This is a genomic window from Agromyces salentinus (assembly GCF_009749395.1).
Lineage (GTDB): Bacteria > Actinomycetota > Actinomycetes > Actinomycetales > Microbacteriaceae > Agromyces > Agromyces salentinus.
The window spans coordinates 50634-71252 of sequence record NZ_WBIR01000009.1 but is presented as its reverse complement, the minus strand read 5'-3'; the positions used below and the strand labels follow the sequence as shown (position 1 = coordinate 71252).

Sequence of the window (20619 nt, the reverse complement as noted above, 5' to 3'; positions counted from 1 at the left end):
TCAGAGTCCGGCGGAGGCGCGAAGATCGTCGACCCGGTCGAGTCGCTCCCACGTGAAGTCGGGGAGCTCCCGACCGAAGTGCCCGTAGGCGGCCGTCTGCGCGTAGATGGGCCGCAGGAGGTCGAGGTCCCGGATGATGGCCGCCGGACGCAGGTCGAACACCTCCCGGATCGCCTCGATGAGGCGGTCCTCGGGGACGTGCGCGGTGCCGAACGTCTCGACGTAGAGGCCGACCGGGGCCGCCTTGCCGATGGCGTAGGCGACCTGCACCTCGAGCCGGTCGGCGAGGCCGGCGGCGACGGCGTTCTTCGCGACCCAGCGCATGGCGTACGCCGCCGAGCGGTCGACCTTCGACGGGTCCTTGCCGCTGAACGCGCCGCCGCCGTGGCGGCTCGCGCCGCCGTACGTGTCGATGATGATCTTGCGGCCGGTGAGCCCGGCGTCGCCCTGCGGCCCGCCGATCTCGAACCGGCCGGTCGGGTTGATGAGGACCGCGAGCTCGGGACGGGCCAGCTCGACCTGCTCGAGCACCGGGGTGATGACGAGCTCCTCGACCTCGGCGCGCAGCCGCTCGGTCGACACCTTCGGCGAGTGCTGCGTGGAGAGCACGACGGTCTCGATGGTGCGCGGGACCTGCCCCTCGTAGCCGATCGTCACCTGCGTCTTGCCATCGGGACGGAGATAGTCGAGCTCTCCACGCTTGCGCACCTCGGTCAGCCGCTCGGCGAGTCGGTGCGCGATCCAGATCGGCACGGGCATCAACTGCGGCGTCTCACGCGTGGCGTACCCGAACATGATGCCCTGGTCGCCGGCGCCCTGCTTGTCGAGGGCGTCCTCGCTCGAGCGCTCCCGCGACTCGAACGCATCGTCGACGCCCTGGGCGATATCGGGCGACTGGCCCCCGATCGACACGGAGACGCCGCACGAGCGGCCGTCGAACCAGACATCGGACGAGTCGTAGCCGATGGACGTGACGCGCTCGCGCACGATCGCCGGGATCTCGACGTACCCCGACGTGCTGACCTCTCCGGCGACGTGCACGAGCCCGGTCGTGACCAGCGTCTCGACGGCGACACGGCTCTTCGGATCCTCGCGGAGCAGGGCGTCGAGGATCGAGTCCGAGATCTGGTCGCAGATCTTGTCGGGGTGACCCTCGGTGACCGACTCGGAGGTGAAGAGGCGGAGCTGGCTCATGGGCGCGGTCTACTTTCGTCAGGAGCGAGAACGGGTGTCGGCACGCACCGCCGAGGCGGCGGGCACCGGGTCCGACGCGCCCAGCGTATCTGCCGCGCCATCGGGCTCGCCGCCCAGATGACGTGCCACGACATCGAGGATGGCGTCGGCCACCGACATCTTGCTGCCGGCGCTGCGATCGAGGACCGCCCCGCCCGCGCCGAGGATGACGACGCGATTCTCGTCTCGGGCGAAGCCCTCGGTCCACCCCACGCGGTTGACGACGAGCAGGTCGGCGCCCTTCGCCTCGAGCTTCGCGGCTCCGAGCGCGACGAGGCGCTCGTCGTCGGGCTCGGTCTCGGCGGCGAACCCCACGAGCAGCGTGCCGTCGTGCGGCGCATGCCCGAGTTCGGCGAGGATGTCGGGGTTGCGGACGAGTTCGAGCGTCAGTCCGTCCTCGCCCGGCTGCTTCTTGATCTTGGATTCGCTCACCGTGGCGGGACGGTAGTCGGCCACAGCGGCCGCCATCACCACGACATCGGCGCCGAGCGCCTCCTCGATGACCGCGGCTTGCAGCTCGGCGGCCGTCGAGACCGGGCGGATGCCGCAACCGACGGGATCGGCGACCTCGAGGTTCGCCGCGATCAGGGTGACCTCGGCTCCTCGCGCCCGCGCGGCTTCCGCGAGGGCCACGCCCTGCTTGCCGCTGGAGCGGTTGCCGAGGAAGCGCACGGGATCGAGCGGTTCGCGCGTGCCGCCCGCGGTGACCACGACGCGCCGCCCCGCGAGGTCGCGACGAGCGGACGCCCCCACGCGTGCGAGCGCCGCCTCGACGATGACGTCGGGCTCCTCCATGCGTCCGGGGCCGCTGTCGGCGCCCGTGAGCTGGCCGACCGCGGGGCCGACGACCGTCACGCCGCGCTCGCGGAGCGTGGCGACGTTCGTGCGGGTCGCGGGGTTCGCCCACATCTCGGTGTGCATCGCCGGGGCGATGACGATGGGCGCCTCGCTCGCGAGGACCGTGTTGCCGAGGAGGTCGTCGGCGAGGCCGGCGGCGAGCTTGGCGATCGTGTTCGCGGTCGCCGGTGCGATCACGATGAGGTCGGCGGCCTGGCCGATCGCCACGTGCCGCACCTCGGAGACCCCCTCGTAGAGATCGACGTGCACGGGGTTGCGGGAGATCGCCTCGAGGGTCGGTCGACCGACGAAGCGCAGGGCTCCCTCGGTCGGCACGACGTGGACGTCATGCCCGGCGAGCACCAGCGCACGTACGACGCCGACGGCCTTGTACGCCGCGATGCCGCCCGTGATGCCGACGACGATGTTGAGCCGCGACATCCTTGCCGTGCTTACTCGCCGAGGGGGCGGAGCACCAGCTTGTCCTCGTTGATCTCGTGCATCGCCACCGAGAGCGGCTTGTCGTCGATCGACGAGTCGACCAGCGGACCCACGTTGTCGAAGAGGCTTCCCTCGTGGAGGTCGGCGTAGTAGTCGTTGATCTGACGGGCGCGCTTGGACGCGAAGATCACCAGCTGGTACTTCGAGTCGACCTTGGAGAGCAGGTCGTCGATGGGCGGGTCGATGATGCCGGACAGCTTCTCAGCCATGGAGATACTCCTTCGAAACGAACATGCGCACCTCGCGTGCGCCGGAAAACCGTGACCCGGGCAGCTCAACGCCGCCCTGAACGGGGTCGCATCAAGTCTACGACCTTTTGCGCGGCCTCGGGCACGTCGTGGTTGACGACCTGGTGATCGAACTCGTCGACGGCCGCGAGCTCCACCTTCGCGGTCTCGAGACGGCGCTGCTGCTCGGCCGGGCTCTCGGTGCCGCGGCCGACGAGCCGGCGCACCAGTTCGTCCCAGGACGGCGGGAGCAGGAAGACGAGCGTCGCCTCGGGCATCGCGCGACGGACCGCGCGTGCGCCCTGGATGTCGATCTCGAGCAGCACGCTGTCGCCTGCGGCGATCGCGGCCTCGACCGGAGCCTTCGGCGTGCCGTACCGGTACGCGTTGTGGACCGTCGCCCACTCGAGGAGTTCGTCGGCCTCGATGAGGCGGTCGAACTCCGCATCGTCGACGAAGAAGTAGCTCTCGCCCTCGACCTCGCCGGGGCGCGGCGCCCGGGTCGTCGCCGACACGGACAGCCGGACCTCGGGATGGTGCCGTCTGATGTACGACGCGACGGTGCCCTTGCCGACGGCGGTCGGGCCCGCCAGGACGACGAGGCGGTCGCCCGTGCCGCCGTGCGAGGAGATCCAGGCTGCGACGAACTCCCGGAGCCGGCGTCGCTGGAGCCGGCCGAGCCCACCGAGGCGCTTGGCGCTGGAGATCTCGAGGTCCTCGAGGATGCGGGCGCTCTTCGTCACGCCGATCGCCGGGATCGAGGTCAGGTACTCGGTCACGCGCAGTCGGCCCTCGGGCGATTCCGCGTCCTCGAACGCGACCCGGAGCACGTCGAGCGGGCTCCGCTCCCCCGCCGCGATGGCGGCCTTCACGGACGCCCGGGCGCGCCGGGCGGCGACCGCCGCGCGCGAGGCGGCGACGCGGTCGACCTCGGGGGGCGTCGACCTGTGCACGGCCTCAGGCACCGACGGCTCCGTACTCGTCGGCACGGCGCGCGATCGCGTCGCCGATGCCGTCGGGGCCGGCCGAGAGGAGCGAGCGCGACTCGTTCGCGATCACCCCGGCGGCGTACGCCCCGAAACGCGCCCGGAGATCGCCGGGCTCGGCGCCCTGGTGGCCGAACCCGGGCGCGAGCACGGGGAGCCCGGGCCGCGGCGGCTCGACGTCGGTCGGGATCCCCGCGGCGCGCAGGTCGGTCGTGGCGCCGAAGACGACGCCGACGGAGCCGAGCGCCCGGCTCGCGGCATCCGACCGCGACTGGTTCCAGCCGATGACTCCCTGCGTGATCGCGCCGGCGACGGTGTGACCGGCGCGACTGGACTGCTGCAGCACGGCCCGCTGGATCGCGGATGCCTCGGGGTTCGAGGTCGCGGCGAGCACGAACAGGCCCTTGCCGCCGGCCTCGGCCGCGAGCATGACCTGCTCGATCGACCCGAGCCCCTGGTAGGCGCTGATGGTCATGGCGTCGGCCTCGAGGCTCGACCCGCGACGCAGCCAGGCCTCGCCGTACGCCTCGACGGTCGACCCGATGTCGCCGCGCTTCACGTCGGCGATCACGAGCATCCCGGCATCGCGGGCCTCCGCGAGGAGTCGCTCGAGCACGGCGTACCCGGCGGCGCCGTGGCGCTCGAAGAAGGCGATCTGGGGTTTCAGGATGCCGACGCGGTCCGCGGCGGCCTCGATCACGCGCAGGCCGAACTCCCGGAGGCCCTCCGCGGAATCGGGCTGCCCCCACTGGTCGAGGAGCGAGGCGTGCGGGTCGAGGCCGACGCAGAGCCGGCCGTACGCGGCGAAGACGGCCTCGAGCCGCTCGCCGAAGGGGATCACGGTGCCGGGCGCGCTCATGCGGTGGCCCCGCGACGGAGCGCGTACTCCTGCAGGCTCGTCACCTCGAAGGGCTCACCGCTCGCGTCGATCGAGGCGACGGCGGCCGCGAGCTCGGCGATCGTCGTGAAGAGCGGGATGTCGGAGGACACCGCCGCGGCGCGGATCTCGTAGCCGTCGGCACGCGCCGAACGGCCGCTCGGCGTGTTCACGACGAGCGCGACCTCGCCGCGGTGGATGAGCTCCACCACGGAGACCGCGTCCTCGTTCGCCTTCTCGCTGTACTTCGTCACCTCTCGCGCGGCGATGCCGTTGCGGCGCAGCACCTCGGCGGTGCCCTCCGTCGCGGCGATCTCGAAGCCGAGCTGGTGCAGGCGGAGGATCGGCAGGATGATGGCGCGCTTGTCGCCGTCGGACACCGACACGAACACGGTGCCACCGGTCGGCATGCCGCCGTACGCGGCGAGCTGGCTCTTCGCGAACGCACGCGGGAAGTCGCGGTCGATGCCCATGACCTCTCCGGTCGAGCGCATCTCGGGGCCGAGCACCGAGTCGACGATGAGCCCTTCCTTCGTGCGGAACCGGTGGAACGGCAGCACGGCCTCCTTCACGGCGACCGGTGCGTCGAGCGGCACGCGGGAGCCGTCGGATGCGGGGAGCATGCCCTCGGCGATGAGCTCGGCCACGGTGGCGCCCACCATGATGCGCGAGGCGGCCTTCGCGAGCGGGATGCCGAGCGCCTTGGAGACGAACGGCACCGTGCGGCTCGCGCGCGGGTTCGCCTCGAGCACGTAGAGCACGCCCGCGCCGATCGCGAACTGGACGTTCAGCAGGCCCTTCACGCCGATGCCCGCGGCGATCGAACGCGTCGCCTCGCGGACCCGATCGATCTCGGCACGGCCGAGCGTGACGGGGGGCAGCGTGCAGCTCGAGTCGCCCGAGTGGATGCCGGCCTCCTCGATGTGCTCCATGACGCCGCCGATGTAGAGGTCGGTGCCGTCGTAGAGCGCGTCGACGTCGATCTCGATCGCGTCGTCGAGGAACCGGTCGACGAGCAGCGGATGCGTCGGTCCGACGATGCCCTGGCCCTCGATGCGGGCGAAGTAGTCGGCGAGCGACGGGGAGTCGTAGACGATCTCCATGCCGCGGCCGCCGAGCACGTAGCTCGGCCGCACGAGCACGGGATACCCGATGCCCTCGGCGATCTGCACGGCGCCGGCGAGGTCGGTCGCGGTGCCGTTGCGCGGCGCCAGGAGGCCCGCCTGGTCGAGGATACCCGAGAAGAGGCCTCGCTCCTCGGCGAGGTCGATCGCGTCGGGGGTGGTGCCGAGGATGGGGACCCCGGCCGCCTCGAGGCCCTTGGCGAGTCCGAGCGCGGTCTGGCCGCCGAGCTGCACGACGACGCCGACGAGCTCGCCCGACTGCGACTCCGCGTGGATGACCTCGAGCACGTCCTCGAGCGTGAGCGGCTCGAAGTAGAGCCGGTCGCTCGTGTCGTAGTCGGTGGAGACCGTCTCGGGGTTGCAGTTGATCATGATCGTCTCGAAGCCCGCGGCCGACAGTGCGAACGAGGCGTGCACGCACGAGTAGTCGAACTCGACGCCCTGGCCGATGCGGTTCGGGCCGGAACCGAGGATGACGACCTTGCGGCGGTCGGACGGTGCGACCTCGGTCTCGAAGTCGTAGCTCGAGTAGTGGTACGGCGTGAGCGCCGGGAACTCCCCCGCGCACGTGTCGACGGTCTTGAAGACCGGACGGATGCCGAGGATGTGCCGCACCTCGCGGGCGTCGGCCTCGCCGAACCCGCGGAGCTGGCCGATCTGCGCGTCGGAGAACCCGTGGTCCTTCGCGAGCAGCAGCAGGTCGGTGTCGAGGTTCTCGGCTGCCGCGACCTGCTCGGCGACCTCGTTGATGAGCACGATCTGGTCGAGGAACCACGGGTCGATCTTCGTGGCCTCGAAAGCCTGCTCGATCGACGCGCCCTTGCGGAGCGCCTGCTGCACGAGCACGATGCGCCCGTCGGTCGGGATGCGCGACTCCTCGAGGAGCTCCTCGGCCGTGCGGGGCTCCTCGCCCCAGTGGAAGGAGGATCCGCGCTTCTCGAGCGAGCGCAGCGCCTTCTGGAGGGCGGTCGCGTAGTTGCGCCCGATCGCCATGGCCTCGCCGACCGACTTCATGGTGGTCGTGAGGGTGGGGTCGGCGGCCGGGAACTTCTCGAACGCGAACCGCGGCACCTTGACCACGACGTAGTCGAGCGTCGGCTCGAAGCTGGCCGGCGTGACGCGCGTGATGTCGTTCGGGATCTCGTCGAGCCGGTAGCCGATGGCGAGCTTCGCGGCGATCTTCGCGATCGGGAAGCCCGTGGCCTTGGAGGCGAGGGCCGACGACCGGGAGACGCGCGGGTTCATCTCGATGACGATGACGCGCCCGTCGGCGGGGTCGATGGCGAACTGGATGTTGCAGCCGCCGGTGTCCACGCCCACGCGCCGGATGATCTCGATGCCGATGTCGCGGAGGTGCTGGTACTCGCGGTCGGTGAGGGTGAGCGCCGGCGCCACGGTGATCGAGTCGCCCGTGTGCACGCCGACGGGGTCGACGTTCTCGATCGAGCAGACGACGACCGTGTTGTCGGCCGTGTCGCGCATGAGCTCGAGCTCGTACTCCTTCCAGCCGAGGATCGACTCCTCGAGGAGCACCTCGGTGGTCGGCGAGTCGTGCAGGCCCTGCGTGACGATGCGCACGAGGTCCTCCTCGGTGTACGCGAAGCCCGACCCGAGGCCGCCCATCGTGAACGACGGACGCACGACCAACGGGTAGCCGAGGTCTTCGGCGAAGGTCTTCGCATCATCGAGCGTCTTGGCCACGTGCGATCGGGCGACGCCGGCGCCGGCCTCGATGACGAGGTCCTTGAACAGCTGGCGGTCCTCGCCCTTGCGGATGGCCTCCACCTTGGCGCCGATGAGCTCGACGCCGTGCTTCTGCAGGATGCCGGCGTCGTGCAGCGCGATCGCCGCGTTCAGCGCCGTCTGGCCTCCGAGCGTCGGCAGCACCGCATCCGGGCGCTCCTTGATGATGATCGACTCGATGATCTCGGGCGTGATGGGCTCGATGTACGTCGCGTCGGCGAAGTCGGGATCCGTCATGATCGTCGCGGGGTTCGGGTTCACGAGGATGACGCGCACCCCCTCGGCGCGGAGGACCCGGCACGCCTGGGTGCCGGAGTAGTCGAACTCCGCCGCCTGTCCGATGACGATCGGACCGGATCCGATGACGAGGACGCTGTTGATGTCGTCGCGCTTGGGCATCAGGCCTGGTTCTCCTTGCTCGCGATGACCATGTCGCGGAACCGGTCGAAGAGGTAGTTGGCGTCGTGCGGACCGGCCGCGGACTCCGGGTGGTACTGCACCGAGAAGGCGGGGATGTCGAGGCAGTTGAGCCCCTCGACGACGTCGTCGTTCAGGTCGACGTGGCTGACCTCGACACGGCCGAAGCCCTCACTCGACTCGCTGATGCGGTCGATCGGAGCGTCGACGGCGAAGCCGTGGTTGTGCGCGGTGATCTCGACGCGGCCGGTCGCCTTGTCGACGACGGGCTGGTTGATGCCGCGGTGGCCGAAGGGCAGCTTGTACGTGCCGTAGCCGAGCGCGCGCCCGAGCAGCTGGTTGCCGAAGCAGATGCCGAAGTACGGCACGCCGGCGCGAAGCGAGCTCCGGAGGATCTCGACATGGCGATCGGATGCCGCGGGGTCCCCGGGCCCGTTCGAGAAGAACAGCGCGTCGGGGCGTTCGGCGAGCACCTCCTCGGCCGTGACGGACTGCGGGAGGACCTTCACGTCGAAACCGCGCTCCGCGAGGAAGTTCAGGGTCGACGTCTTGACGCCGAGGTCGAGCACCGCGACGGATCCGACGCGTTCGCCCTTGGCGGGGAGCTCGTACCGCTCGGCCGTCGAGACCGAGTCCGACAGGTTGCGGCCGGTCATCTCGATGGTGCTCTGCACGAGCTCGAGCTGCTCGCCGTGCGTGAGCGCGGCGGCCTCCCCCGAGAAGATGCCGGAACGCATGGCGCCCGCGGAGCGCAGGTGGCGCGTCAGCGCACGCGTGTCGATGCCGCTGATGCCGACCACGCCGGCCGCCTGGAGGTCGTCGTCGAGGCTCCGCTGCGAGCGGAAGTTCGAGACGACTCGGGAGGGGTCCCGCACCACGAAGCCGGCGACCCAGATGCGGGCCGACTCCATGTCCTCGTCGTTCATGCCCGTGTTGCCGATGTGCGGTGCGGTCATCATGACGATCTGCCCTGCGTACGAGGGGTCGGTCAGCGTCTCCTGGTAGCCCGTCATGCCGGTCGCGAACACGGCCTCGCCGAGCGTGCGTCCGCGGGCGCCGTAGGCACGGCCCTCGAACCGGGTGCCGTCTTCGAGCACGAGCACGGCCGGCTCGTGCAGTCGGGTGGTGGTCTCAGTCATCCGAGGCCTCGCTCTCCTGGTGGGGCTGCAGCACGGGGCGCGCTGCAGCGATGTCGTTGACGGCGTCGATGATCCGAGCCGAGTCGCCCGGATGCCGGGCCCTGAGGTAGCTGTCGACGTACGGCGCCACGCGGTCGGGGGCCGGCTCGTCGAGGTTCACGATCCAGCTGATCGCGACGAGACCGCCGGGCTCGACGCCCCGGTCGATCGCGTAGGTCGCCTCCCCCGCGGCCACGAGCCGATCGGCCGGGACGAAGGAGGGGCGCTCGCCGGCGATGCGCAGGACGAGGCCCTCGGCGAGGACCTCGACGCGACCGGACCCGCGGAACGCGAGCCCCTCGACGGCGAGGCGCTCGAGCGGCGACCCGACGGGCGTCGTCGCGACGTAGAGCACCTCGGTCTCGTAGCGCACCGGGCCGATGGACGCCGGCAGCGGGTACGCGGAGAGCGTCTCGTCGCGGACGACCCGGCGCCGCCAGGCGCGGTACCCGAGCCACACCACGACGGCGACGACGACGATGGCGACGACGGCACCGATCCACTTATCCACGGGCACCCCCGGTACTCGCCGTCGCCAGCCGAGCGACCTCGTCGGCGGGCTGCACGATGCCGTCGAGGAGCGTGGCGTAGCCCGAGTGGAAGGTCGCGACCACGCGGCCCGGGAGCAGGCGCCCGAGGTACGGGGAGTTCACGCTCCGCCCGGCCAACCGGTCGAGTCCGAACTCGGATGCCGCCGCCGGGTCGTAGAGCGTGAGTTCCGGAGCCGCGCCGACCTCGATGGCCTCGCCCTGCCCGCGGAGGCGGCCGATGCGGGCCGGCGCCGAGGAGAGCACGCGCGCCACGTCGGCCCAGTCGAGCAGGCCCGTCTCGACCACCGACGCATGCACGACCGAGAGCGCGGACTCGAGCCCGACCATGCCGTTGGCCGCGGCATCCCATTCGCTCTGCTTGGCCTCGACCGGATGCGGCGCGTGGTCGGTCGCGACGATGTCGATCGTGCCGTCGGCGAGGGCGGTGCGCAGCGCCTCGACGTCCTCGGCGCGGCGCAGCGGGGGGTTCACCTTGTAGCGCGGGTCGTAGCTCGAGACGAGGTCCTCGGTCAGCAGCAGGTGGTGGGGCGTGACCTCTGCGGTCACGTCGATGCCGCGGGCCTTGGCCCAGCGGATGACCTCGACGGAACCGGCGGTGGACACGTGGCACACGTGCAGGCGGCTGCCCACGTGCTCCGCGAGGAGCACGTCACGGGCGATGATCGACTCCTCGGCGACGGCCGGCCAGCCCGCGAGCCCGAGTTCGCCCGAGAGCGCGCCCTCGTTCATCTGGGCGCCCTGCGTGAGACGCGGTTCCTGCGAATGCTGGGCGATCACGCCGTCGAAGGCCTTGACGTACTCGAGGGCGCGACGCATGAGCAGCGGGTCGAAGACGCAGAACCCGTCGTCGCTGAAGACGCGCACGTTCGCGCGGGACCTCGCCATGGCGCCGAGTTCGGCGAGCAGTTCGCCCTTGAGGCCGACGGTGACGGCGCCGATCGGCTGCACGGTGGCGTAGCCGGCCGAGAGCCCGAGGCTCGCCTCCTGCTCGACGACGCCCGCGGTGTCGGCGACCGGCGAGGTGTTCGCCATCGCGAACACCGCGGTGAATCCGCCCGCCGCGGCGGCCTGCGTGCCCGTGAGCACCGTCTCGGACTGCTCGTAGCCCGGCTCGCGGAGATGCGTGTGCAGGTCGACGAGGCCGGGAAGCGCGATGAGGCCGTCGGCGTCGATGACCGTCGCCCCCGCGGCATCCGCGATGCTCCCGACCTCGGCGATGATGCCGCCGTCGAGCCGGATGTCGGCGCGCTCACCCGTCGGGAGGGTCGCGCCGGTGATGACGAACGATTCGCCCATCAGGCCTCACCTCGTTCGCTCGAGAGCAGAAGGTACAGGGCGGCCATTCTCACTGATACTCCGTTCGCGACCTGCTCCCTGACCGTGGACTGCGCGGAGTCCGCCGCGAGGGCGGAGATCTCCAGCCCTCGGTTCATCGGTCCGGGATGCATGACCATCGTAGCCGTGGGCAACTGGGAGAACCTGGCATCGTCCAGCCCCCAGGTTCGTGCGTATTCGCGGCTGTTCGGGAAGAACGCGCCGTGCATCCGCTCCGCCTGGATGCGGAGCATCATGACCACGTCGGGTCCGCTCGCGAGCGCCTCGTCGAGGTCGAAGACGACGGATGCCGGCCAGCCCCCGGTGTCGACCGGCACGAGCGTCGGGGGCGCGACGAGGGTCACCTCGGCGCCGAGCGTCGCCAGCAGCCAGACGTTCGAGCGGGCCACGCGCGAGTGCAGGATGTCGCCGACGATGACGACGCGCACGCCGTCGAGGCCGCGGCCCCTGCTCGCCGCGCCGTGCAGCCGGCTGCGCATCGTGAAGGCGTCGAGCAACGCCTGGGTGGGGTGCTCGTGGGTGCCGTCGCCGGCGTTCACGACGCCGGCGTCGATCCACCCGCTCGTCGCGAGGGTGTATGGAGCCCCCGAGGAGGGATGGCGGATGACGACGCCGTCGGCGCCCATGGCCTGCAGCGTCTGCGCGGTGTCCTTCAGGCTCTCGCCCTTCGAGACGCTCGATCCCTTCGCGCTGAAGTTGATGACATCGGCCGAAAGCCGCTTGGCGGCCGCCTCGAACGAGATGCGCGTGCGCGTGGAGTCCTCGAAGAAGAGGTTCACGACGGTCTTGCCGCGGAGCGTCGGCAGCTTCTTGACCTCGCGGTGCTGCACGGCGGCCATGTCCTCGGCGATGTCGAGCAGGGCGATGGCCTCGTCGCGGGCCAGCTCCCGCGTACTGAGCAGGTGCCTCATTCGACGCCTCCCTCGATCGAGACGTGGTCCTCGACGCCGTCGGTCTCGGAGAGGCGCACGTTGATGCGCTCGCTCGCGGCGCTCGGCAGGTTCTTGCCGACGAAGTCAGCTCGGATCGGGAACTCCCGGTGGCCGCGATCCACCAGGACCGCGAGGCGGACGGCCCGGGCACGCCCGAGGTCGCTCAGCGCGTCGAACGCCGAGCGGATGGTGCGACCGGAGTAGAGCACGTCGTCGACGAGCACGACGGTGCGGCCGTCGATGGACGCCGGGATCTCGGTCGGCGAGGGCATGCGGATGCCGCTGCGCGAGAGGTCGTCGCGGTACATCGTCACGTCGAGGGACCCGGCGAGTTCGGCGGGCGCCGACGGCTCGATGCGGTGGATGACGGCGGCGATGCGCTTCGCGAGCACGGTGCCCCGCGTCGGGATGCCGAGGAGGAGGAGATTCTCGGCGCCTCGATTGGACTCGAGGATCTCATGTGCGATGCGGGTCAACGCCCGTTGAACGTCAGCTTGGGTGAGCACGATGCGCACGGAAGCGACTCCCTTCTCCGCCTCACGGGACGGTCTTCAAGGTTGCCAGTCCTCCGAGCCTACCAGTGCCCGGCCCCGGGACACGCGACGCAGCGCGGCCCCGCACGATACGGGGCCGCGCTGCGGCGGTTAGTCCGGAGGCGCGCGGGCGCGATCACCGACGGATCGGCCGCTTCAGCGCCGCGGCGGCGACGACCATCGCGGCGGCGACCAGCACCACGTCCTTCAGGATGTACTGCCCGGTGAGGGTCGGCCCGGTGGCGCCGAAGGCCTCGGAGCCGAACAAAACGAGGGGCGAGAAGATCCCGATGAACGTGCCGGCCAGCACGAGCAGGCCGATCCGCAGGAGCAGCCCGGTCACGAGTGCGAGGCCGACGAAGGTCTCGAGCGCCCCGGTGAGGATCATCGCCGCGGACCCGTCGATGACGCCGAACGAGAGCGCGTTCCACGTACGACCGACGAGGCCCTCGACGGGGCTCACGCCCGGGAAGAACTTGAGGACGCCGAAGACGAGGAAGACGAGCCCGAGGCTGATGCGGAGCGCCGGCTCGGCGGTCCGGGCGAGGAAGCGCTGCACCACCGCCTGGGCGGCGTCCGCGCGATCGAGGATGGAGTCGAGGGTCTGCGCGGTCGACGTGCGGCCGCTGGCGAGGGTGGTGCTGGACATGGAGGGGCCTTTCGGAGGCGATGGGATCGGAGGCGGCAGCCGTGAATCGGCGCCGAGGCCAATCCCATCGCGAGCAGCGACGTCGTGCGTCGGGGCCATCGCTGAACGTCCGTCAGGGGCGTCGCTGGCCTCCCCTCCGGGCAGCCACCGAGCCCGGGCCCGCGGGAGCCCCCCACGAGACTCCGCGGTGACGACGCGGAAGGCCGGGTGCGACGCGTCGTGGGACGCGCGGCACCCGGCCTTCGAGGACGGATCAGGGGCGGCGGATCAGGCCTTCGAGTGCGAGATCGCGGCGAGGAGCCCGTTGACGAAGCCCGCCGAATCGTCGGTCGAGAGGACGGTGGCGGCTTCGACCGCCTCGGAGATCGCGACGGGATCGGGCACCTGGTCGTTGTAGAGGATCTCCCACGCCCCGATGCGGAGCAGCGCCCGGTCGACGGCGGGCATGCGCTCGAGGGTCCACCCCCGCGAGTGCGTCGTGATCAGCTCGTCGATCTCCTCACGATGGTCGACGACGCCGTCGACGATCTCGCGCGCGTAGAGCCAGGACGTCTGGCGCTCGGGCTCCCCCGCGGCGCGCTCGGCCTCGACCACGAGCAGTTGCTCGACGGGGACCTGCCGCATGTCCGCGGAGTACAGCAGGTCGAGGGCGCGCTTGCGCGCCTTCGTACGTGCGCTCACTAGTCGTTCACGCGCCCGAGGTAGTCGCCCGTGCGAGTGTCGACCTTGACCTTCGTGCCGGTCTCGAGGAACAGCGGGACCTGGATCTCGTAGCCGGTCTCGACGGTCGCGGGCTTCGTGCCGCCGGTCGAGCGGTCGCCCTGCAGGCCGGGCTCGGTGTACGTGATCTCGAGCACGACGGATGCGGGCAGCTCGACGTAGAGCGGGTTGCCGTTGTTCAGCGCGACCGTGACCGACTGGTTCTCGAGCATGAAGTTCGCGGCGTCGCCGACGACCGTGCCGGGGACCGTGATCTGGTCGTAGTCGGAGGTGTCCATGAACACGAAGCCGTCGCCGTCGGCGTAGAGGTACGTGAAGTCCCGGCGGTCGACGTTCTCGACCTCGATCTTGGCGCCCGCGTTGTACGTGCGGTCGACGACCTTGCCCGACACCACGTTCTTGAGCTTGGTGCGCACGAACGCACCGCCCTTGCCCGGCTTGACGTGCTGGAACTCGATGACGCTCCAGAGCTGGCCGTCGATGGAGAGGACGACGCCGTTCTTGATGTCAGCGGTGCTTGCCATGGAGGTGATTCCGTTCGATTCGAGGAAAGTTGCGGGCGCACGGCGAAGGCATGCGACTGATCGAGTGTAGTCGACTCACCCGAGCGAACGCAGGACGGCGTCGACCGCGAGCCGGTACGAGCCCGACCCGAAGCCGGCGATGACGCCCGTCGCGATGCCCGAGATGACGCTCGTGTGCCGGAACGTCTCGCGGGCATGCGGGTTCGAGAGGTGCACCTCGATCAGCGGGACGCCCGCCTGCTTGAGCTGCGCGGCGGCATCGCGAAGCGCGTAGCTGTAGTGCGTGAAGGCGGCAGGGTTCAGCACGACGGGCACCCGGCGGTCGACGGCCTCGTGGATCCACCCGACCAGCTCGGCCTCGTCGTCGGTCTGCCGCAGGTCGATCTCGACGCCCTCCGGCACGGATGCCGCGAGCTGCGCCTCGATGTCGGCGAGGCTCTCGCTGCCGTAGACCTCGGGCTCCCGGGTGCCGAGGCGTCCGAGGTTCGGGCCGTTCAGCACGAGGATCGTCGTCATGCGGCAAGCCTATCGGCGCGGCATCCGCTCGCCGGTCGCCTCGCGGCAGGCCCGATCGGGGTCAGGATGCGATCTCCTGGTACGCCGCGAAGAGCAGCGACTGGTCGGGCGCGAGCATCACCGTGGGCTTGGCGAGGTCGTCGAGCACGATGAAGCGCAGCTGGCCCGCGCGGGACTTCTTGTCGCGCTGCATGGTCGCGAGGAGCGTCGGCCAACGGCCCGCCGGATACGTCGTCGGCAGGCCGAGGAGCTCGAGGATGCTGCGATGCCGGTCGGCGACCTCGTCGGAGAGCCGCCCCGACAACCGGCCGAGCTCGGCGGCGAAGGCCATGCCCACCGAGATCGCCGCACCGTGGCGCCACTGGTAGCGCTCGGCGTGCTCGACCGCGTGTCCGAGGGTGTGCCCGTAGTTCAGGATCTCGCGCAGGCCCTGCTCGGTGAGGTCCTCGGAGACGACGTCGGCCTTCATCCGGATCGCGAGCTCGACCACGCGGCGGAACTGCGGGCTGGCGGGGTCGGTCGCGGCATCCGGGTCGGCTTCGATGATGTCGAGGATCTCGGGGTAGCGGATGAAGCCGGCCTTCACGATCTCGGCGAACCCGGCGAGGATCTCGTTGCGCGGAAGGGTGTCGAGCAGGTCCAGGTCGCAGAGCACCGCGGCGGGCGGATGGAACGCGCCGACGAGGTTCTTGCCCTCGTTCGTGTTGATGCCGGTCTTGCCGCCGACGGCCGCGTCGACCATGCCGAGCACGGTCGTCGGCACCTGGACGACGCGCACGCCGCGAAGCCACGTCGCGGCGACGAAGCCGGCGAGGTCGGTGACGGCGCCGCCGCCGATGCCGACGACGGCGTCGGTGCGCGTGAAGTCGGCCTGGCCGAGCACCTGCCAGCAGAACGCCGCGACCTCGATGCGCTTGCCCGCCTCGGCGTCGGGGATCTCGGCGAGCAGGACCTCGAAGCGATCCTGGAGCGACTCGCGCAACGCTGCGGCGCGAGCACCGAGCGTGGACGGGTGCACGACCAGCACCTTCTTCACCGCCGGCCCGAGCGCGTCGCCGAGGCCGGCGAGGACGCCGTCGCCGATGACGACGTCGTACCCCTCGTCTCCGCCGACGCGGATGGTCGTGGTCGAATCGGGTGCCGTCATCGTGTTCCTCCGAAGTGCTCTGTGATCTGTTCGACGATGCGTGCGACCGAGCGGCGCGAGGTGTCGATCGTGAGGTCGGCGAGCGACGCGTAGACCGGGGCCCGCTCCTCCTGGATCGCGGTCCACCTGGTCAGGCCGCCGCCGGCGAGCAGGGGCCGGTTGCCGCCCGCCAGGCGCGCCGCCACGGCGTCCGCGGACACCTGCAGCCAGACCACCGGGAGGTCGGCGAGGTCGCGCCGCGTGTCCGCGTGCAGGACCGCGCCGCCGCCGAGGGAGATCACGGCCTCGGCGTGCAGCGCCTCCGCGACGAGCTCGCGCTCGACGATGCGGAAGTACTCCTCGCCCTCGCGCGTGAAGATCTGATCGATCGGGCCGTACCGTCCTTCGACCCGCGCATCGGTGTCGATGAAGGGAGCGCCGACCGATGCCGCGAGCCGTGCGCCCACGCGCGACTTGCCGGCGCCCATCGGGCCGATCAGCACGACCGGGAGCCCGATCGTCGTCGGTGGCTCCACGGCGTCACCCACGGAGGTCGGGAGCCTCCGCCGAGGCGACCTCGGAACGGAGCGATTCCGGGATCGCCGCGAGGTAGCCGTCGAGGTTGCGTCTCGTCTCGACGATGGAGTCGCCGCCGAACTTCTCGAGCACCGCGTTCGCCAGCGTCAGCGCCACCATCGCCTCCGCGACGACGCCCGCCGCGGGGACCGCGCAGACATCCGAGCGCTGGTGGTGGGCGGCCGCCGCCTCGCCGGTGGCCACGTCGACCGTCGGAAGGGCATGCGGAATCGTCGCGATCGGCTTCATGCCGGCGCGCACGCGCAGCACGGTGCCCGTGGACATGCCGCCCTCGGTGCCGCCCGCGCGGTCGCTGGCCCGGACGATGCGACCGTCGGCCAGGTGGAGTTCGTCGTGCGCGGCCGAGCCCCGACGTCGCGTGGTCTCGAAGCCGTCGCCGACCTCGACGCCCTTGATCGCCTGGATGCCCATGAGTGCCGCCGCGAGCTGCGAGTCGAGCCGGCGGTCCCAGTGCACGTGGGACCCGAGGCCGGGCGGCACGCCGTAGGCGAGCACCTCGACGACCCCGCCGAGCGTGTCGCCGTCCTTGTGGGCCGCGTCGACCTCGGCGACCATGAGCGCCGACGTCTCCTCGTCGAAGCAGCGGAGCGGATCAGCGTCGAGCACGTCGACGTCGCCGGGCAGCGGCAGCGGCCGGCCCTCCGGCACGCGAACGGGACCGATGGCGATCGTGTGGGCGACGAGGCGGATGCCGAGCCCCTCGAGGAAGCTGCGCGCGACGGCGCCGAGGGCGACGCGTGCGGCCGTCTCGCGGGCGCTGGCGCGTTCGAGCACCGGGCGCGCCTCGTCGAAGCCGTACTTCTGCATGCCGACGAGGTCGGCATGGCCGGGTCGGGGCCGCGTCAGTGCCGCGCCGCGCCCGCGGCCGAGCCTCGCGGGGTCGATGGGCTCGGGGCTCATCACCTCCTGCCACTTCGGCCATTCGGTGTTGCCGATGCGCAGCGCGACGGGCCCACCGAGGCTGAGCCCGTGGCGCACGCCGCCGGAGATCGCGAGCTCGTCCTGCTCGAACTTCATGCGCGCGCCCCGGCCGTAGCCGAGTTTGCGGCGCGCCAGGTCGGCACGGATGTCATCGAGTGAAACGGGGATACCGGCGGGAAGACCCTCGAGGATCGCGACGAGCTCAGGGCCGTGCGACTCTCCGGCAGTGAGCCAACGGAGCATGGCGTCTATCCTTCCACAGGCTCAGCGGAGGGATTCGCGCATGACGTCCAGCACCGCCGCCTCGTCCGGCAGCACCGCGGCGGGATCCCCGCCGACGAAGATCCGCACCTGCAGGAGGGCCTGGTGCAGGAGCATGCCGCTGCCATCGATGACGCGACCGCCGGCGATGATCCAGTGCGAGGCGAGTGGCGTCGGCCAGGGCGCGTACGCGACGTCGAGCAGCAGCGCTCCCCCGACGAGATCGACGGATGCCGCGACGCCGGCATCGGTTCCACCCGGGAGCGTGCTGACGACCAGGTCCACCGGCGCGGCGTCGGCCAGGGCGCCGATGTGCTCGGGCTCCACAACGACGCCGACCGAACGACCGAGCTCGACGAGCGGCTCCCCCGCCTCGGGACGTCGGAGCAGCAGGCGGACGTGCGCGACCCCGAGCTCGGCGACGGCAACCAGGGCGGACGCCGCCGTGGCACCTCCCCCGACGATGATCGCCGAGCGGGCCTCGTGCAGGCCGGCCTCCGCCAGCGAGCGGACGATCCCGCCGACGTCGGTGTTGAACCCCAGACGGCGACCGTCATCGAGCAGCACCGTGTTCGCCGCGCCCGTCAGCCGGGCGACGACGTCGATCTCGTCGAGTGCCGGCACCACGTCGTATTTCAACGGCATCGTGAGCGACAGGCCGCGCCAGGTCGCGTCACGGGTCCGCACGTACTCGCCGACGCCGGCGCCGTCCATCTCCACGCGCTCGTACGACCACTCCAGCCCGAGCCGGCGATACGCGGCGAGATGCAGCCCGGGGCTCTTCGAATGCGCGATCGGGGAACCGAGCACCCCGAGCCGGGTGGCGCGGTCACTCACAGTAGGCCGCGTTCTCCTCGCTCGCGGCGCACCACTCCTGCAGGCGTGCGACGGCGGCGTCATGCTCCTCGACCGTGGTCGAGAACACGGTCTCGCCGGTCTCGAGGTTCACGGGGACGAAGAACAGCCAGGTGCCCTCGGCCGGACGAAGTGCCGCGGCGATCGCGACGTCCCCGGGGTTTCCGATCGGGCCGACCGGGAGGCCGGGGTTCGCGTAGGTGTTGTACGGGTTGCCGGCGTCGGCGCGCTCCTCGTCGGTGGTCCAGACCGTGTGCAGATTGCCCGTGCCGTAGGCGACGGTCGCATCGGACTCGAGGTTGATGCCCTGGTCGAGCCGGTTCTGGAACACGCGGGCGATCTTCGGGAAGTCGGCCTGGTTCGACCCGGCCTCGCGCTGCACGATCGAGGCGAGGATGACGGTCTTCCAGCGATCCGCCTCGGGAACCCCGGCGGCGTCCAACGCCTCGAACTGTCGGTCGACGAGCGTCTGGAGAACCCCGCGCGCGTCCACGCCGGGGTCCAGCGTGTAGGTCGCGGGGAACAGGAACCCCTCGAGCGAGGTGGCCTCGGCCGGCAGTCCGTAGTCCTGCGGCGGTTCGGCGGCAGCGGCCTGCAACTCCTCGAGCGGGATGCCGGTGCCCTCGGAGGCCGAGACCAGCACGTCGGGCAGGGCCGTGCCCTCGGGGATCACGAAGGTGTTCTCGAGCTTGTTCGCCGGGTCGGTGAGCGCGTCGAGCGCCGCCTGGGAGCTCATCTGGTTCGCCAGTCGGTACGCGCCCGGCTGGAACTCGGGCTCGGGGCTCTGCGCGAGGAGCAGGTCGTAGAAGGCGTCGTACGAGGCGACCACGTCATCGGCCACCAGGTTCTCGGCGATGTCCGAGCCGGTATCGCCCTCGTGGATCATGAAGGTGACCTCGCCCGTCCCGGCGCCCTCGTAGTCTTCAGCGGGCGTGAAGTAGTCGATCGCGGCCGTGATCGGTCCCTGCAGGAAGAACGCCGCACCGGCGGCGAGCCCGGCGACGATGAGTAGGCCGATGAGGCAGCCCCACGGACCGCGCCGCTTGCGCTTCGGCTCGTGGTATTCGTCGTAGGCGTCCGCACGTCGGTCGACCCGGGAGGCGACGAACGGATCGACCGGTGCCTCGGCCGGAGGCGGCGCACCGGCCGGCGATGCTGCCGCGGCGGCGGCCGGCTGCACGAGGCGCTCGAACGGCTCGGCCTGCGGGGCGGGCACCGACGGCGATGCGAGCGGTTCCGGCGGCGACGCCGCAGCGCGCTCCGCCTGCTCCTCCTCGGCCTGCTGGCGCTGCTCGAGCTCGCGCAGTTCGCGCCGTGTCATCGGCTTCGCCGGGTCTCCCGCGGCACGTGCCGGAACGGCGTCCGCCGGCTGCGGCGGGTTCTGTGCGGCCGCCGCTCGGCGCGCGGCATCCGCCTGGGCCTCACCGTTGAGCAGCGCATGCCAGTCGGTGGCTGCACGTTGAGGGGTGGGGTCTCGGCGCTCTGGGGGGAGCTGAGTCACAGGGTGGAGGGCCCTTCGTCGGATCGGAGCGCGCGTCCGGGAGGGTTCCCGGAGGTCCGCTCGCTGTCGAGTGCGTGTTGCAGAATGATAACGGCTGCGACCTGATCGACGACCGGACGTTGGGTGCGAGTCGACCGTCCCGAGGCCCGCAGCGCCTGCTGGGCGCTCACCGTCGAGAGCCGTTCGTCGACCAGCCGCACGTCCGCGCCGGTCTCCGCCAATTGCTCGGCGAAGCCCACCGCGTCCTCCGTCGACGGCGTCGAGGCACCCGACATCGACAGCGGATGCCCCACCACGAGCTCGAACGCCCCGTACTCGGCTGCGAGCTCGAGCACGCGCCGGATGTCGGCATCGCCGTCAGTCGCACGCGCAACGGTCTCGATGGGCACGGCCATCATGCCGCCCGCATCGCTCCGGGCGACTCCGATGCGCACACGGCCGACGTCGATGCCGAGCCGCACCCCGGAACGCATCG

Annotated in this window: 20 protein-coding genes and 1 pseudogene; all 21 read right to left on the bottom strand. The window is 71.2% G+C overall.

All coding sequences use genetic code 11. The features are described from left to right. The 21 genes and pseudogenes from metK to ruvX all read right to left on the bottom strand — a co-directional run bounded on the left by metK (position 1) and on the right by ruvX (position 20617). A complete protein-coding gene (metK, locus tag GQQ95_RS10740) occupies positions 1 to 1194 on the bottom strand; it encodes a methionine adenosyltransferase (RefSeq protein WP_157427664.1) in 1194 nt (397 codons plus the stop codon). An 18-nt stretch (positions 1195 to 1212) separates the two neighbouring features. Further along, the gene (gene coaBC, locus GQQ95_RS10735) at positions 1213 to 2511 is read right to left on the bottom strand and encodes a bifunctional phosphopantothenoylcysteine decarboxylase/phosphopantothenate--cysteine ligase CoaBC (protein ID WP_157427663.1); all 1299 of its coding nucleotides are present in this window, start codon (positions 2509 to 2511) and stop codon (positions 1213 to 1215) included. Between the two features lie 11 nt (positions 2512 to 2522). Next, positions 2523 to 2780, bottom strand: a complete 258-nt coding sequence (rpoZ, locus tag GQQ95_RS10730) for a DNA-directed RNA polymerase subunit omega (protein ID WP_055857586.1) — start codon at positions 2778 to 2780, stop codon at positions 2523 to 2525. A gap of 65 nt (positions 2781 to 2845) precedes the next feature. After that, the gene (gene gmk / locus GQQ95_RS10725; protein WP_157427662.1) at positions 2846 to 3763 is read right to left on the bottom strand and encodes a guanylate kinase; all 918 of its coding nucleotides are present in this window, start codon (positions 3761 to 3763) and stop codon (positions 2846 to 2848) included. Continuing rightward, complete coding sequence (pyrF, locus tag GQQ95_RS10720) at positions 3756 to 4643, bottom strand: orotidine-5'-phosphate decarboxylase (RefSeq protein ID WP_157427661.1); 888 nt, start codon at positions 4641 to 4643, stop codon at positions 3756 to 3758. The genes gmk and pyrF overlap by 8 nt, the downstream gene beginning before the upstream one ends. Continuing rightward, positions 4640 to 7927 carry a carbamoyl-phosphate synthase large subunit gene (gene carB / locus GQQ95_RS10715; protein WP_157427660.1) on the bottom strand — a complete coding sequence of 1096 codons (3288 nt, stop codon included), beginning with the start codon at positions 7925 to 7927 and terminating at the stop codon, positions 4640 to 4642. Before carB ends, pyrF begins: the two co-directional genes overlap by 4 nt. Continuing rightward, positions 7927 to 9084, bottom strand: coding sequence for a glutamine-hydrolyzing carbamoyl-phosphate synthase small subunit (gene carA / locus GQQ95_RS10710; RefSeq protein WP_212275395.1), 1158 nt, complete (start codon positions 9082 to 9084; stop codon positions 7927 to 7929). Before carA ends, carB begins: the two co-directional genes overlap by 1 nt. Beyond that, the gene (locus GQQ95_RS10705; RefSeq protein WP_212275393.1) at positions 9077 to 9634 is read right to left on the bottom strand and encodes a PH-like domain-containing protein; all 558 of its coding nucleotides are present in this window, start codon (positions 9632 to 9634) and stop codon (positions 9077 to 9079) included. The genes carA and GQQ95_RS10705 overlap by 8 nt, the downstream gene beginning before the upstream one ends. Continuing rightward, a complete protein-coding gene (locus GQQ95_RS10700) occupies positions 9627 to 10970 on the bottom strand; it encodes a dihydroorotase (RefSeq protein WP_157427659.1) in 1344 nt (447 codons plus the stop codon). Before GQQ95_RS10700 ends, GQQ95_RS10705 begins: the two co-directional genes overlap by 8 nt. Beyond that, positions 10970 to 11920: an aspartate carbamoyltransferase catalytic subunit gene (locus GQQ95_RS10695; RefSeq protein WP_157427658.1), complete on the bottom strand. Its 951-nt coding sequence runs from the start codon at positions 11918 to 11920 to the stop codon at positions 10970 to 10972. The genes GQQ95_RS10700 and GQQ95_RS10695 overlap by 1 nt, the downstream gene beginning before the upstream one ends. Then, positions 11917 to 12459, bottom strand: a pseudogene (pyrR, locus tag GQQ95_RS10690) (bifunctional pyr operon transcriptional regulator/uracil phosphoribosyltransferase PyrR); the annotation flags it as partial. The pseudogene pyrR and the gene GQQ95_RS10695, both read right to left, overlap by 4 nt. A gap of 151 nt (positions 12460 to 12610) precedes the next feature. Next, positions 12611 to 13123: a DoxX family membrane protein gene (locus GQQ95_RS10685; protein ID WP_157427656.1), complete on the bottom strand. Its 513-nt coding sequence runs from the start codon at positions 13121 to 13123 to the stop codon at positions 12611 to 12613. A gap of 267 nt (positions 13124 to 13390) precedes the next feature. Continuing rightward, a complete protein-coding gene (gene nusB, locus GQQ95_RS10680; RefSeq protein ID WP_157427655.1) occupies positions 13391 to 13804 on the bottom strand; it encodes a transcription antitermination factor NusB in 414 nt (137 codons plus the stop codon). Next, a complete protein-coding gene (gene efp / locus GQQ95_RS10675) occupies positions 13804 to 14367 on the bottom strand; it encodes an elongation factor P (protein ID WP_157427654.1) in 564 nt (187 codons plus the stop codon). The genes nusB and efp overlap by 1 nt, the downstream gene beginning before the upstream one ends. A gap of 75 nt (positions 14368 to 14442) precedes the next feature. Continuing rightward, positions 14443 to 14883, bottom strand: a complete 441-nt coding sequence (locus GQQ95_RS10670) for a type II 3-dehydroquinate dehydratase (protein WP_157427653.1) — start codon at positions 14881 to 14883, stop codon at positions 14443 to 14445. A gap of 61 nt (positions 14884 to 14944) precedes the next feature. Then, positions 14945 to 16030 (bottom strand): 3-dehydroquinate synthase, encoded by a 1086-nt coding sequence (gene aroB / locus GQQ95_RS10665; RefSeq protein ID WP_157427652.1) that lies wholly within the window; start codon positions 16028 to 16030, stop codon positions 14945 to 14947. Next, positions 16027 to 16557 (bottom strand): shikimate kinase, encoded by a 531-nt coding sequence (locus tag GQQ95_RS10660; RefSeq protein ID WP_246205403.1) that lies wholly within the window; start codon positions 16555 to 16557, stop codon positions 16027 to 16029. The genes aroB and GQQ95_RS10660 overlap by 4 nt, the downstream gene beginning before the upstream one ends. After that, entirely contained in the window at positions 16550 to 17770 is a 1221-nt protein-coding gene (gene aroC / locus GQQ95_RS10655) for a chorismate synthase (protein ID WP_157427651.1), read from the bottom strand. The genes GQQ95_RS10660 and aroC overlap by 8 nt, the downstream gene beginning before the upstream one ends. Positions 17771 to 17791: 21 nt before the next feature. Further along, positions 17792 to 18625 carry a shikimate dehydrogenase gene (locus tag GQQ95_RS10650; RefSeq protein WP_246205401.1) on the bottom strand — a complete coding sequence of 278 codons (834 nt, stop codon included), beginning with the start codon at positions 18623 to 18625 and terminating at the stop codon, positions 17792 to 17794. Further along, positions 18618 to 19964 (bottom strand): endolytic transglycosylase MltG, encoded by a 1347-nt coding sequence (mltG, locus tag GQQ95_RS10645; RefSeq protein ID WP_157427649.1) that lies wholly within the window; start codon positions 19962 to 19964, stop codon positions 18618 to 18620. The genes GQQ95_RS10650 and mltG overlap by 8 nt, the downstream gene beginning before the upstream one ends. A 176-nt stretch (positions 19965 to 20140) precedes the next feature. After that, positions 20141 to 20617 (bottom strand): Holliday junction resolvase RuvX, encoded by a 477-nt coding sequence (gene ruvX, locus GQQ95_RS10640; RefSeq protein WP_157427648.1) that lies wholly within the window; start codon positions 20615 to 20617, stop codon positions 20141 to 20143. Positions 20618 to 20619 lie beyond the last annotated feature (2 nt).

Coding starts and splice junctions, on each gene's coding strand:
- metK (WP_157427664.1), bottom strand. CDS start 1,194: ATGAGCCAGCTCCGCCTCTTCACCTCCGAGTCGGTCACCGAGGGTCAC.
- coaBC (WP_157427663.1), bottom strand. CDS start 2,511: ATGTCGCGGCTCAACATCGTCGTCGGCATCACGGGCGGCATCGCGGCG.
- rpoZ (WP_055857586.1), bottom strand. CDS start 2,780: ATGGCTGAGAAGCTGTCCGGCATCATCGACCCGCCCATCGACGACCTG.
- pyrF (WP_157427661.1), bottom strand. CDS start 4,643: ATGAGCGCGCCCGGCACCGTGATCCCCTTCGGCGAGCGGCTCGAGGCC.
- carB (WP_157427660.1), bottom strand. CDS start 7,927: ATGCCCAAGCGCGACGACATCAACAGCGTCCTCGTCATCGGATCCGGT.
- carA (WP_212275395.1), bottom strand. CDS start 9,084: ATGACTGAGACCACCACCCGACTGCACGAGCCGGCCGTGCTCGTGCTC.
- GQQ95_RS10700 (WP_157427659.1), bottom strand. CDS start 10,970: ATGGGCGAATCGTTCGTCATCACCGGCGCGACCCTCCCGACGGGTGAG.
- GQQ95_RS10695 (WP_157427658.1), bottom strand. CDS start 11,920: ATGAGGCACCTGCTCAGTACGCGGGAGCTGGCCCGCGACGAGGCCATC.
- GQQ95_RS10685 (WP_157427656.1), bottom strand. CDS start 13,123: ATGTCCAGCACCACCCTCGCCAGCGGCCGCACGTCGACCGCGCAGACC.
- efp (WP_157427654.1), bottom strand. CDS start 14,367: ATGGCAAGCACCGCTGACATCAAGAACGGCGTCGTCCTCTCCATCGAC.
- GQQ95_RS10670 (WP_157427653.1), bottom strand. CDS start 14,883: ATGACGACGATCCTCGTGCTGAACGGCCCGAACCTCGGACGCCTCGGC.
- aroB (WP_157427652.1), bottom strand. CDS start 16,030: ATGACGGCACCCGATTCGACCACGACCATCCGCGTCGGCGGAGACGAG.
- aroC (WP_157427651.1), bottom strand. CDS start 17,770: ATGCTCCGTTGGCTCACTGCCGGAGAGTCGCACGGCCCTGAGCTCGTC.
- mltG (WP_157427649.1), bottom strand. CDS start 19,964: ATGACACGGCGCGAACTGCGCGAGCTCGAGCAGCGCCAGCAGGCCGAG.
- ruvX (WP_157427648.1), bottom strand. CDS start 20,617: ATGCGTTCCGGGGTGCGGCTCGGCATCGACGTCGGCCGTGTGCGCATC.